Source organism: Amycolatopsis pittospori (assembly GCF_013870525.1).
Classification (GTDB): domain Bacteria; phylum Actinomycetota; class Actinomycetes; order Mycobacteriales; family Pseudonocardiaceae; genus Amycolatopsis; species Amycolatopsis pittospori.
In genome coordinates this window covers 1-12,255 of the sequence record NZ_JACBXD010000058.1, presented here as the reverse complement: position 1 = coordinate 12,255, position 12,255 = coordinate 1, and the positions used below count along the sequence as shown (strand labels likewise).

Genomic DNA, 12,255 nt, shown 5'->3' with positions numbered 1-12,255 from the left:
CAAGTGTGCGGAGGCTTTTCGGCGGCCGAAATCCGCGGTTCGCGCGGCGAGGTCTGCCGTTCGGTTCGGACGAGAAGGTGTCGGTGATCGGCAAGTCGCTTCCGGCGGCGGCCGACACCACGGCGGAGGCGAAGCCCGGCGCGCGTGAGTTGGTCGAACTGACCGCCGCCGCCGTCCCGGTCGCAGTCGCGAGCAACTCACCCCGGATGCTCCTGGAGGCCGCTCTCGTTCGCGGCGGACTTTCGGAGATGTTTCCCGTGAAACTGGCCGCCGATCAAGTCTCCGCGTCGAAGCCGATCCAGAGATGTATCTGGCCGCCTGCTCGCGTGGCGCATGATTGGCCTCGGCGATGAGCTTCGTCCGTTTCCAGAGTCCGACCCGCAATGAGCGCGGAACCTTCACCGGCGTCTTCGGTCTCGTCAACGGCTTGGCGCGTGCCGGTCACCTCACCGTCGAGCAGGAGACCTTCCGGCGGACGAACAACGATTGGTACGACGCGAACTTCATCAACCCCGCGCATACCGATCCGAGCGTCTACGACACCACGCTCAACCCCGGCGCTGCCGCGTGGTTCAAACCGACGGCGCGGATCTTCATCGAGCGCGTCGACGGCTACCTGCTGATCCTGAAGGCGCATGAGATCCCTTGCGAGACCGTCTGGGCGGACGATCCGGGCCCGATCATCTACGAGGACGCCTTCCAGGTCGTCGCTCTGCCGCGGGCATGAAAAGGGGACTCGCCCGCAGTGGGCAAGTCCCCTTCGTCGAGCCGGGATCAGCTTTCCCGGGTCACCGCTCGGCTGACGAGGTCGGCGAAGACCGAGCCGAGCGTCGCGCCGCCGGCCTCGATCGCCATCGGCACCGTCGAGGTCTCGGTGAGGCCCGGCGACAGGTTCACTTCGAGGAAGTAGACCGTGCCGTCTTCGGAGACCACGGCGTCGGTTCGCGAGATGTCACGAAGGCCGAGTTGCTTGTGCGCGGCGACGGCCAGTTCACCGACCGCCTTCGCGGCGTCGTCGGTGATCCGCGCGGGCGTGAAGAAATCGGTCAGCCCGGCGGTGTAGCGGGCGGTGTAGTCGTACACGCCGCTCTCGGGCACGATCTCCACCGCGGGAAGGGCTTCGGGACCGTCTTCGCCTTCGATGACCGTCACGGCCACCTCAACGCCGTCTACGAACCTCTCGGCGAGAACGGTGTCGCCGTACGCGAAGCAGCCCACCATCGCGGCGGGCAGTTCCGAGGCTTCCTTGACGACCTGGGTGCCCAGCGCCGAACCGCCCTGGTCGGGCTTGAGAATCAGCGGCAGGCCCAGTTTCTCGACCATCGCGTCCAGTACGGCCTGCGCACCGAGTTCGCGGAAGGTGCTGTGCGGCAGCACGACCCAGTCCGGCGTGGAGAAACCCGCCTTGGCGATCAGCGCCTTGGCCGTCGGCTTGTCCCACGCGCGGCGGCAGCCCTGTGAGCTGGTGCCGACGTAGGGCACGTCCAGCATTTCCAGCACCGTCTGGACCGAGCCGTTCTCCCCTTCACCACCGTGAAGGGCGACGACGGCCGCGTCGGGGCGCTGGGTGCGAAGACGCTCCAGCAGGCCGGCGTCGGTGTCCCACTCCTCGACGACGAGACCTTCCGACCGCAGCGCGGCCGAAAGCCGGCGCCCGGAGCGGAGGGAGACGTCGCGTTCGTGGGAAAGCCCACCTGCGAGCACGGCAACGGTGCGGTCGACCACCGAGGACTCCTTAAGTCTGGTTGCGGACGGTCGGCCGATCAGACCGTGTCCGGAGAGGGATTCTGCGGTCCCGAGATCTCGCGTCGGCCCACGTTACCGAAGGTCCGGGCGAGGTCCATTTCGGACTCGAGCACCGCGGCGAGCCGCCGGACGCCTTCGCGGATCCGCTCCGGCGTCGGATAGCAGTAGGAAAGGCGCAGCTGCCTGCTGCCGAAACCGTCGGCGTAGAAACCGGTTCCGGAGGCGTACGCGACCCGGGCGGTGACGGCTCTCGGCAGCATCGCCTTCGTGTCCACGCCTTCGGGGACGGTCATCCAGACGTAGAATCCGCCATCGGGTTTGGTCCAGGTGCAGCCCGCGGGCATGTGCTGATCGAGAGCGGACAGGATCGCGTCCCGGCGCTCCCGGTAGTTCTCGCGGAAGGTCTTGATCTGACCCATCCAGTCGTGAGTCGAGAGGTATCGCGACACGATCAACTGGTTAAGCGTCGGCGGACAAAGCGTCGCGGACTCGGCGGCGAGTACGAGTTTCTCTCGGACGGCGTGCGGCGCGAGGACCCAGCCGACCCGCAGGCCGGAGGCGAAGGTCTTCGAGAAAGAGCCCAGGTACACGACGTTGTCGGGGTCGATCGAGCGCAGCGCGGGGTACGTCTGTCCGCTGAAGCCGAGCAGGCCGTACGGGTTGTCCTCGATGATGAGGATGTCGTTCTCGCGGCAGATCTCCACGATCTCCGCGCGGCGCTCGACGGCCAGCGTGACGCCGCCGGGGTTGTGGAAGTTCGGGATCGTGTAGAGGAACTTGACCCGCTGCCCGGACTTCTTGGTTTCTTCGAGCGCGGCGCGCAGTCCTTCGGGGACCAGGCCGTGGTCGTCCATCGCGACGTGGACGACGTTCGCCTGGTAGGCGGCGAAGGAGCCGAGCGCGCCGACGTACGACGGTCCCTCGGCGATGACGACGTCGCCCGGGTCGCAGAAGAGCCGGGTGACCATGTCGAGGCCCATCTGCGAGCCCACGGTCACGACGACGTCGTCCGGGTGGGCCTTGATGCCTTCGAGGGCCATGATTTCGCAGATCTGCTCGCGCAGCGTCGGGACGCCGTGCGCGGAGCCGTACTGGAGAGCGACCAGGCCCTCTTCGGCGATGAGCTCGCCGACCTGTGTGGACAGCGTGTCCAGCGGGAGCGCGGCGAGGTTCGGCATCCCGCCGGCGAGCGAGACCACCTCGGGGCGACTGGCTACCGCGAACAAGGCCCTGATCTCGGAAGCAGTCATTCCGGCCGTACGAGCTGCGTAGCGGTCGAGATGCGGGTCGAGGTTGTGTCGGCCGGTCTGCGGCCGGACAGGGCGATTCTCGGTCATCAGGCGCTTCACCCGTGCTTCGAAGTGGACATAGTCGCTACCGACTGGTAGTTCCATCGAGTGTAACCACCCTCCCTTGAGGGGCCCTGGCCTTCCGGTGTTCATCACATCGGCCTATCCTCGATCAGGACCCCTTCGGCGAGCCTTGCTCGGGACAAGGCTGCGTAGGGTTGTCAGTTCGTTCAGGGAGGTTGTCGGTGTCGCGTCGCGTCGTGGGCGTAACCCTGGACAACCTGGAGCATCTGCCCAAGAGCTGCCGCCGCTGCGTGTACTGGGAGCTGGCGCCGCATATGAAGGCGCAGGCCGAGGAGTACGGCGCGACGGAGGTCGAAAAGGAAGCCTGGGTTTCCAGCGTTCTGCTGGAGTGGGGTTCCTGCGGCCGGATCGTCTACAGCGACACCTTGCCCGTCGGCTTCGTGCTCTACGCGCCGCCGAACGCCGTGCCACGGTCGCTGGCCTTCCCGACTTCCCCGCCCGGTCCGGACGCGGTGCTGCTCACCGCCTTCCAGATCCTTCCCGAATTCCAGGGCGGCGGACTCGGCCGGATGCTGGTGCAGGCCGTCGCGAAGGATCTGACCAAACGCGGTGTCCGCGCGATCGAGGCCTTCGGCGACGCCAAGCCCGACGAGACCGACCCGGACGGCGGGCACAGCTGCGTGCTGCCCGCGGCGTTCCTGCAGAGCGTCGGGTTCAAGACCGTCCGGCCCCACCCGCGCTGGCCGCGGCTGCGGCTGGAACTGCGGTCGGCGATTTCGTGGAAGGAAGACGTCGAGGCGGCCCTTGAGCGGCTGCTCGGCCAGGTCTCCATCACGACCGCCGAACCGAGCCTGGGTCGCGCCTGAGCGTCCCCGCTCCGCCCTTCACCGCACCGCTCTAGCAGAGTTTTCAGGTGCGCGCAGCAGCCATCCCCCGGGTTGGGGACAGCTGTGGGTAACCCGCCGAGTTATCCACAGATCGCTGATAGGAGCGGTGGAAAATCTGTGGATGGGTAGGCTGGACCTGGGGACGCCCCCCCGGGAAGGGCGGGGGCTGCGCACCGGTCGGCTCTAGGGGTGGCGTGGTCGGGCGAGGGGGCACACAACCGGTTGTGCCGAGCGCGTCGGCAGGGGGAAGTGCGCCCGCGTGCGGGTGTGGAGGACTGGCTACTCCGCTTTGGCGAGTTCGTGGGCCAGGACGTCCGCGAAGGTGAACGTGCCGGTCGGCTGGTCGCCTTCGCCGAGGAGGTACAGACGCTTCACGGCGACCAAGATGCCTTCGGCGACGACGTCGCGGAAAGCCGGGTCGGCCAGTTTGCGGCTGTCCTCGGGGTTGGTCAGGTAGCCGATCTCGATCCGCACCGCCGGGCAGCGGGTGCGGGTGAAGATCTCCCAGGTCTTGTAGTGCGTGCGGCAGTCGAGCATGCCCGTCCGGGCGGCCAGCTCGCGCTGGATGAAGCCCGCCAGCAGCTCACCGACGGTCGACGTGGTGCCGTTGCCGGTGCCGAAATGGAAGCTCGCGACACCCTGCGCCTTGGGCGAGGGGTTCCTGTCGTTGTGCAGCGAAAGGAACAGGTCGGCGCCCGCCTCGTTCGCGAACTTGGCGCGCTCACCCTCGCTGGGGCTCTGGTTCGGGCCGCGCGAGATCAGTGCCTCCATACCCGTGGCCTGCATGCGGCCTTCGAGCCGCCGCGCCAGATCCCAGGCGATGTCCGCTTCACGCAGCTCGCCGGCGACGACGCCGAGGTCCTCGCCGCCGTGGCCCGGGTCGATCACGATGCGCTTGCCGCGCAGCCGGGGACCGGCCTGGCGCACCTGCTCCTGCTCGCGCAGGAAGACCGGGCGGCCGCCGCGGGCACGCGGCGACGAAAGGCGGTGCAGTTCGCGGATGGTGGCCGGACCGCAGATGCCGTCGGCGGTCAGGCGCATGTCGCGCTGGAAGGTCTTGAGCGCGCGCTCGGTCTGCGCGCCGAAGTGCCCGTCCGGGCGGCCGGCGTCGAAACCGAGCTCGGTCAGCCGCTCCTGAAGAGCGAAGACGTCGTCACCCTGCAAGGGGGCCGAGAACATGAAGCCGAGCGGGCGGCTGCCGAGGTGGAAGCCCGCGCCACGGAGCGCCTGATAGGTCGCGGGACCCACCAGACCGTCGGTGATGAGTCCACGACCCTGCTGGAACGCCCGTACAGCGTGCTCCATCGGCGTGTCGAATACCTCGTACTCCCCGGATTCGGTCACCGGCGGGAGCAGCTCCATCGCCGCCAGCGTGGACCTGATCTCGGCGACGTCCGGTCCGGCGTCACCGCGGCGGAGTACCCGCATGCACTCCTCGCTCTTCCTTTGGGGCACCGAATCGAGCTCGGTGCACGGCGTGAAAACTCTGCGGGGAGAACCCCGGTGCTCTATTGTGCCCTGTGAACTCTCGGTGAGCGCGGAGGCCCGGTCGGTGCGTCAAGTCCCCGTTCGTGGAACCCGTCCGAGGGCCATGATCATGTTCCCGTGACCCTCGGAAATACCCGGTCTCCGGAACGACGAAACCCGGAGCCTGGGCAGGCCCCGGGTTTCGGCAGGTGAAACGCGAGATCAGAGGACGTCGGCGAGGTCCGAGAGCAGCGCGGCCTTCGGCTTGGCGCCCACGATCTGCTTCACCGGCTTGCCGCCCTGGAACAGGATCAGCGTCGGGATCGACATCACCTGGTAGTCACGCGCCGTGTTCGGGTTCGCGTCGATGTCGAGCTTCGCGATGGTCAGCTTTTCGCCGTTCTCCGCCGCGATCTCCTCGAGCACCGGGGCGACCATCTTGCACGGGCCGCACCAGGTCGCCCAGAAGTCGACCAGCACGGGCTTGTCGCTCGTGAGCACGTCGTCGACGAAGGTCTTGTCGGTCACCGTCACGGTGTTGGCCATGGTGTCTCCTCCTGGGGGTGGTGAACGGGATGCTGCGAAGGTCAGTTGGCGGTGGCGCCGTAGCCGCCGCCGACCAGCTCGGGGGTCTCCTGAGCGGTCTCGACACCGGCGTGCTCCGCCAGCCATCGTTCCGCGTCGATCGCGGCGGCGCAGCCCGAACCGGCGGCGGTGATCGCCTGCCGGTAGGTGCGGTCCACCAGGTCGCCGGCCGCGAAAACGCCGGGCAGGTTCGTGTAGGACGTCCGGCCCTTGGTGACCACGTAACCGTCCTCGTCGAGGTCGACCTGGCCGCGTACCAGTTCGCTGCGCGGGTCGTGGCCGATCGCGACGAAGAAACCGGTGACGTCCAGCTGGGACTCCTCGCCGGTCACCGTGTCCTTGAGCTTCAGGCCTTCGACCTTGCCCTCACCCTCGACCCCGGTGATCTGCTTGTTGAGCGCCCACTTGATCTTCTCGTTCTCGCGGGCCCGCTCCAGCATGATCCGGGAGGCGCGGAACTCCTCGCGGCGGTGGACGATCGTGACGGACTTGGCGAACTTCGTCAGGAAGGTCGCCTCCTCCATCGCGGAGTCGCCGCCGCCGGCGACCACGATGTCGTGGTCGCGGAAGAAGAAGCCGTCGCAGGTCGCACAGGCCGAAACACCGCGGCCGAGCAGTTCCTGCTCACCCGGGACGTTCAGATAGCGGGCCGCGGCACCCATCGAGAGCACGACCGCGCGGGCCGCGTAGCGCTTGCCGTTCGCGACGACGTACTTGACGTCACCGGTCAGCTCGACGGACTCGACGTCCTCCTGGCGCAGGTCGGCGCCGAAACGCTTGGCCTGCTCGCGCATCTCTTCCATGAGGTCGGGACCCTGGATGCCTTCGCGGAAGCCGGGGAAGTTCTCGACCTCCGTCGTCGTCATCAACGCACCGCCGAACTGAGTGCCCTCGAACACCAGCGGTTCGAGTTGTGCTCGTGCCGCGTAAACGGCGGCGGTGTACCCCGCAGGACCCGATCCCACAATGATCAGGTTCCTGATCTCCTCGGCAGCCACCCGTGGACCTCCGCTCGTAGTGACCTGTTCACCAGGCTCAACACGATCGTAGGTGGCGGTGTTCCCGGCGGTGACCGCCGCTACTTCTCCACGATTGCGGCAGCCATGACATCCGACCTCTAGCGCCGCTAGAAAACCTAGCGCGATAGCAAAGGTCCCCCGCTCCCCCGATATCGAGGCTGGTGGGGAGCGAGGGACCAGTGAGGTTTCGGCCGGCTACTTCTGTCCGATGATTTTGTCGAACAGGATCGCCGGGTTGCCCGGGCCGCAGTCGGCACCGAAGGCCACTATGCGGAACTGGGCGAGTTTGCCTGTGGTGTAGATCACCATCACGCCGTCCTTGCCCGCGACGTTGACCGGCCGGATGCCCTCCGGTCGCACGTCGGGATCCAGACCGGCGGCCTCGACGCAGACGTCGAGCCGCTCTTCGGTCTTCAGCGAACCGAAGTCGCGGACGCCGATCGCCTTGCCGACGAGTGCTTCGGCACCGCCGCCGTCCCCACCGACCGAAGGGCCGACGGGAGCGGGCGGAGGCTGTGCGACGCCGCCGTCCGGGCTCGACTGCTGCGAAGTCGGGACGACGATCGCGACCGCGGCGATGGCCGCCGCGGCAACGGTCGCTATCCCCGCGCCCCAGCCGATCCGTTTGTTCCGCCGCCGCCGTGCAGCCGCGAGGTCCACCACCGGGGCGACCTGCGCCTGCCCCTGGGGCGCGCCCGGAAACCCAGGCGACGCCTGCCGGGTCTGCATCTCGGCGGCCAGCGCCGCGTCGATCCGTGCCGCGAATTCCGCGGGCATCGGTGCGACCGGCTCGTTCGCGAGTTCCGCGAGGTCGGCCGTGGTCGCTTCAAGTGCTTCGATGATCGCCAGTGCTTCGGGGTCGGCGTTCACCAGCGGCCAGAGTTCGGCCGCCTCCCGCTCGTCCAGCACGCCTGCGTGCAGGTCGGCGAGCACATCGACAGACCACGGCGGACCGACGGTCCCACCGATCCCCCTGCTCTCGTCTGTCATCGTCCCTCCCCGTCACCCGGCGTGCCCTGAGGACGCCTGGCACCCCGTTTCGGGGTAGCGCGCTCTCGTTTGCTTTCGTGAGTTGGGACGTTCGCAATCGCATCGGGGTTCCGCAGATGTCCGAGAACCTTCGCGAGCTTTCCGCGACCTCGAGCACACCTGCTCTTGACCGTGCCCTCGGCGATACCGAGCATCTTCGCCGTCTCAGCGACGGAGTATCCCTCGACGTCGACCAACACGATCGGGGCACGTTGCTCTTCGGGAAGCAGGTCGAGGGCTTCCTTGACCACGAGGCTCGTCTCACGCTCGGACATGGAGTCGCGAGGCGAGGCGGGCTCGTTGAACTGCCCGGTCTCGGGCAGCGGGACGGTCGGTCTGGCCTGACGGCGCCGGATACGGTCGAGGCAGGCGTTCACGACGATGCGGTGCAGCCACGTCGTGACCTGCGATTCGGCCCTGAAGTTGCCCGCCGCGCGGAACGCGGAGATGAAGGCGTCCTGCAGGGCGTCCGCGGCTTCTTCCGGATCCCGCACGGTGCGCAGGGCCACCGCCCACATGCGGTCTCGATGTCGCTGGACCAGTTCACTGAACGCGTGCGGGTCCCCAGCGGCGTGCGCCGCTATGAGATCCGCGTCCGTGGGAGCTGCAGCTGTCACCCGGGAGAGCCTACTGACAGGGCCGTGTCACTCGAACGCGACGTGCGCGGGCGGGTGACGATAGCGCGCGCCTCGAAGACATTGACCCGGTGTGCGGCGTCACCCCGCAGGCAGGAACGTCAGCTCTTTGAGTTCGGTGACGAACTTGCCGTCCTCATCTTCACCCAGTTGTGTGATCCAGATGATGAAGTACTGACCCTGTTGCGGCTGCTGCAAAGCGATCGTCGATTCGCCGGCGGCGAGCTCCCCGTTCCCGACGACCTTCGTCTCGTCGATCTTCGGGTTCTTCTTGTCCGCCGAGCGGATCTCGACCTTCGAGCCGGGGCTTCCCGCGTCGATCTTGATCTGGCTCAGGTTGATGGGGTCCTTGAAGGTGACGATCAGCCCGACGCCGTCCTTGAGGACCGGGAACTGCTTGTCGTACTCGTCGGTCTTCCACGACGTGCCGGCCTGGCCGTCGGTCGCGTTCCTGGCGCGGCCGGGGCTGTCGCCCTTGCTGCCCGGGTTGTAGACGGTGACCGCGGACGGCTTCACCGGCGCGCCCAGCGCGGGCGCTGGCGGCGGCTGGGCGGGCGGCGGTTGCTCTCCCGGCGGGGGCGCCACCTGCGACGACGACGGCTGGGCCACGTTGATCTGCGGTCCGCTCGACTTCGACTCGCCCTGGAACAGGTTGATCAGCATCATCCCGCCCCAGGCCAGGATGACCACGGTCGCGACGACCAGCACGGTCACGCCGAACGCCAGCTTCTTGCGCCGCGCGACGTCCTTGACCGGCTTCTTCGTCGTCCAGACCGTGCCGTCCGATTCGGCGGGGGCTTCTTCCTCGCCGACGGCCTTGATCAGCTGGGTGCGTTCCTCGGCCTCGGCGGCCTGGTCCAGCACCCGGAGGATGGCCGCGCTGGTGCGGATGCCCCCGTGGCCGCCGTCCTCGATGGTGCGGACGGCGAGCGAGGACAGTTCGACCGGGACGGTCGGCACCAGCGACCGCGGCGGGATGACGCGTCCGGTCGGCGCGTGCGGCGCCGCCGGGATCGCGGCGGGCCCGCCGGGCAGTGCCCATCGGCCGGTCAGCAGCAGGTAGAGGACAGCGCCGAGTGCCTTGACGTCGTCGCGGAGGGTCGCTTCGGGCAGCGGGCCGGGGAAGGCGAGCTTCAGCGCGCCGTCCGGGGTCAGCCGCAGCCGCTGCGGATGGTCGAGGCCGAGGACGAGACCGTTCTGGTGCGCGTGGTCGACGGCTTCCGCCAGCGCCTGCACCATCCGGGCCGCGGCGGCGGGCGCCACCGGGCGCTGCGACACGAGGTCGACCAGGTCGCTGCCCTTGGTCCATTCCGCCACGACGACCCCGAGTAGACCTTCGCTCGACGTCACGCCGCTACCGAGGCTCAGCACGTCGAGGACGCGCGCGACCCCGCCATGACCGAACTTCGACGCGTGCGCCGCCCGCTCCAGTGTCCGGCGCGCGAGCCTCGCGGCTTCCGCGTCCGCCGGGTCACCGACCAGCAGGGTCAGCGCCACGTCACGCTTCAGCTGCCCATCGCGGGCACGCCAAAGGTGCGCGGCGGCTCTTTCGTCCACCCCGAACTGTGCGAGCAGGCGATACCGGCCGTCACCGACGACCCGGCCAGGGGCCAGCGACCCGCCTTGGGCCCGGATGCCCACCTGGCTCGCCTCCCCTGCCTGTTCGCTCCGTCTCGTATCCACCGCACTCTCCCGCGTAGCTCCCGCCCCGAGGGTACCCAGAATACGACGCGTGAACGCGCGCCATCCGTGCGTGAATCGTTACCCGCGCTTGATCAACCGGGTGATCCTCGCCGTGGCGGGCTTCAATTCCTCGACCTTCAGGGCCATGAGCACGCCGAACGACACCACGATCCCGACCGCCGTCTGCAGGAAAAGTTTCACCCAGGCTTGGAAAGTAGGCCCGAACGAGTCGGGGACGATCTGCCCGGCGAGCCATGCCGCGCCCACTCCGAGCACACTCGCGACGAGCGTGAAGAGGATCACCCCGAGAACCCGCTTGCTCCGGAGATTCCCGAGCGTCACCCACAGCCACACCTGACCGAGGATCGCGCCGACGACGAACGTGAGGCCGTTGACCATCATCACGCCGAGCACGATGTTGTCCGGCGACAGCAGGGCCGGGCACAGGTAGAGCAGCGGCACCTTGACCACGGTCATCACGATCATGATCAGCACCGGCGTCCGCGCGTCCTTCATCGCGTAGAACACCCGCATCTGCAGCATGACCAGCGCGTACGGCAGCAGCGCGAACGCGCAGATGGCGAGCGCCTCGCCCATTCGCGACGCGTCCTCGACCGAGCCCTTGCCCAAGGTGAACAGGGCGATACCGACAGAACCGCCGACAACGGTCATGACGGCCGAAATCGGCACGAGCATCACCGTCGAGATGCGGGACGCGTAGGAGAGGTCGCCGATCAGCTTCTTGTGGTCGCCGTCGGCGGCCGCGCGGCTCATCCTCGGCATGATCGCGGTCAGCAGCGAGACGCCGATGACGCCGTACGGCAGCTGGAAGAGCAGCCAGGCGTTGCTGTACGCGGTCACACCGCCCTGCGAACCGCTGGTCAGGACGCGGGTGGTGATCGTGTAGCCGACCTGGCTGACCGCGACGTAGCCGACGGTCCAGAGAGCGAGCCCGCCGAACTCCTTCATCCGCTTGTCGATGCCCCAGCGCCATTTGAACTTGAACCCGGACCGCAGCAGCGGCGGGATCAGCAGCACCGACTGCGCCACGATGCCCGCGGTCACGCCGAGACCCAGCGTCAGCACCTTCGGGTCGGTGATCGACACCGGATCGGTCGAGATGTTCCCCGGCATGATCCAGACCACGAGGATCGTGAAGATGACGACGAAGTTGTTGATCACCGGCGCCCAGGCCGTCGGGCCGAAGACGTTCTTCGCGTTCAGCACCGCCGAGAGCAGCGCGAACACGCCGTAGAAGAAGATCTGCGGCAGCAGCAGGTACGCGAACGCGGTGACCAGCTCGGGGTTGGCCTGACCCTTGTCGTCGACGTAGAGCTTGGTGATCAGCGGTGCCGCGAAGACCGCGATGGCCGTCCCGAAGACGAGCAGCGTGCCGGCGACCGTGACCAGTCGCTGGGTGTACGCCTCGCCGCCGTCCTTGTCGTCCTGCGATCGCACGAGCAGCGGGACGACGAGGCTGGACAGCACGCCGCCCATCAGCAGCTCGAAGATGATGTTCGGCATCGTGTTGGCGACGTTGAACGAGTCGTTCTCGACCTTGGCGCCGATGGCCGCGACCAGCAGCAGCTTCCAGGCGAAGCCGGTGATCCGGCTGATCAGCGACGCGATCGCCATCCGGCCACTGGCCTTCGCGATCGACGGCGCCTTCGCCGGGGCGGCGACGTCCTGTTCGCCGGTCTCCCCCGGCCGCGGTTTGACCAGCGGCGCGTCCTTGATCGCCGGCATGACCTGCGTGGCGAGCTGGTCGTACGGGCGGAGGACGTCGGGGTCGGCGACCGGCCAGCGCGATCCCATCGGGACACCGGGGGTGCGCGGGATGAACCGGGTCGCGTCGGGTTCGTCGCGCCGGTCCTGCTGCCACGGGCGGACC

The 12,255-nt window shown here is 68.1% G+C and carries 12 protein-coding genes; 3 read left to right on the top strand and 9 right to left on the bottom strand.

Annotated features, from left to right (window positions below; genetic code table 11):
* The first annotated feature begins 5 nt into the window (after positions 1-5).
* Positions 6-353 (top strand): HAD family hydrolase, encoded by a 348-nt coding sequence (locus H5J31_RS27490; protein ID WP_236005417.1) that lies wholly within the window; start codon positions 6-8, stop codon positions 351-353.
* Positions 350-727: a hypothetical protein gene (locus H5J31_RS27485; RefSeq protein ID WP_181775551.1), complete on the top strand. Its 378-nt coding sequence runs from the start codon at positions 350-352 to the stop codon at positions 725-727. The genes H5J31_RS27490 and H5J31_RS27485 overlap by 4 nt, the downstream gene beginning before the upstream one ends.
* A 47-nt stretch (positions 728-774) precedes the next feature.
* Here H5J31_RS27485 and H5J31_RS27480 read toward each other — a convergent pair whose 3' ends face one another.
* Entirely contained in the window at positions 775-1,725 is a 951-nt protein-coding gene (locus H5J31_RS27480) for a D-alanine--D-alanine ligase family protein (RefSeq protein ID WP_181775550.1), read from the bottom strand.
* A 38-nt stretch (positions 1,726-1,763) separates the two neighbouring features.
* Complete coding sequence (locus tag H5J31_RS27475; RefSeq protein ID WP_181775549.1) at positions 1,764-3,083, bottom strand: aminotransferase-like domain-containing protein; 1,320 nt, start codon at positions 3,081-3,083, stop codon at positions 1,764-1,766.
* A gap of 197 nt (positions 3,084-3,280) precedes the next feature.
* Between H5J31_RS27475 and H5J31_RS27470 the strand changes: the two genes are divergently transcribed.
* On the top strand, positions 3,281-3,925 hold the full coding sequence (locus tag H5J31_RS27470; RefSeq protein ID WP_181775548.1) for a GNAT family N-acetyltransferase: 645 nt from the start codon (positions 3,281-3,283) through the stop codon (positions 3,923-3,925).
* 300 nt (positions 3,926-4,225) lie between these two features.
* Here H5J31_RS27470 and H5J31_RS27465 read toward each other — a convergent pair whose 3' ends face one another.
* From H5J31_RS27465 to murJ, 7 genes are all read right to left on the bottom strand, one after another.
* Positions 4,226-5,374 carry an N-acetylmuramoyl-L-alanine amidase gene (locus H5J31_RS27465; protein WP_181775547.1) on the bottom strand — a complete coding sequence of 383 codons (1,149 nt, stop codon included), beginning with the start codon at positions 5,372-5,374 and terminating at the stop codon, positions 4,226-4,228.
* Between the two features lie 261 nt (positions 5,375-5,635).
* Positions 5,636-5,959: a thioredoxin gene (gene trxA, locus H5J31_RS27460; protein ID WP_181775546.1), complete on the bottom strand. Its 324-nt coding sequence runs from the start codon at positions 5,957-5,959 to the stop codon at positions 5,636-5,638.
* 41 nt (positions 5,960-6,000) lie between these two features.
* A complete protein-coding gene (gene trxB / locus H5J31_RS27455; protein WP_181775545.1) occupies positions 6,001-6,996 on the bottom strand; it encodes a thioredoxin-disulfide reductase in 996 nt (331 codons plus the stop codon).
* 216 nt (positions 6,997-7,212) lie between these two features.
* The gene (locus H5J31_RS27450; RefSeq protein WP_181775544.1) at positions 7,213-8,007 is read right to left on the bottom strand and encodes a hypothetical protein; all 795 of its coding nucleotides are present in this window, start codon (positions 8,005-8,007) and stop codon (positions 7,213-7,215) included.
* Positions 8,004-8,663, bottom strand: a complete 660-nt coding sequence (gene sigM, locus H5J31_RS27445; protein ID WP_181775543.1) for an RNA polymerase sigma factor SigM — start codon at positions 8,661-8,663, stop codon at positions 8,004-8,006. The genes H5J31_RS27450 and sigM overlap by 4 nt, the downstream gene beginning before the upstream one ends.
* 99 nt (positions 8,664-8,762) lie before the next feature.
* Positions 8,763-10,322, bottom strand: coding sequence for a protein kinase family protein (locus H5J31_RS27440; RefSeq protein ID WP_181775586.1), 1,560 nt, complete (start codon positions 10,320-10,322; stop codon positions 8,763-8,765).
* A 120-nt stretch (positions 10,323-10,442) separates the two neighbouring features.
* The coding region (murJ, locus tag H5J31_RS27435) for a murein biosynthesis integral membrane protein MurJ (RefSeq protein WP_236005416.1) at positions 10,443-12,255 on the bottom strand (1,813 nt) is incomplete at its 5' end.

Coding starts and splice junctions, on each gene's coding strand:
- H5J31_RS27485 (WP_181775551.1), top strand. CDS start 350: ATGAGCTTCGTCCGTTTCCAGAGTCCGACCCGCAATGAGCGCGGAACC.
- H5J31_RS27475 (WP_181775549.1), bottom strand. CDS start 3,083: ATGACCGAGAATCGCCCTGTCCGGCCGCAGACCGGCCGACACAACCTC.
- H5J31_RS27465 (WP_181775547.1), bottom strand. CDS start 5,374: ATGCGGGTACTCCGCCGCGGTGACGCCGGACCGGACGTCGCCGAGATC.
- trxA (WP_181775546.1), bottom strand. CDS start 5,959: ATGGCCAACACCGTGACGGTGACCGACAAGACCTTCGTCGACGACGTG.
- H5J31_RS27450 (WP_181775544.1), bottom strand. CDS start 8,007: ATGACAGACGAGAGCAGGGGGATCGGTGGGACCGTCGGTCCGCCGTGG.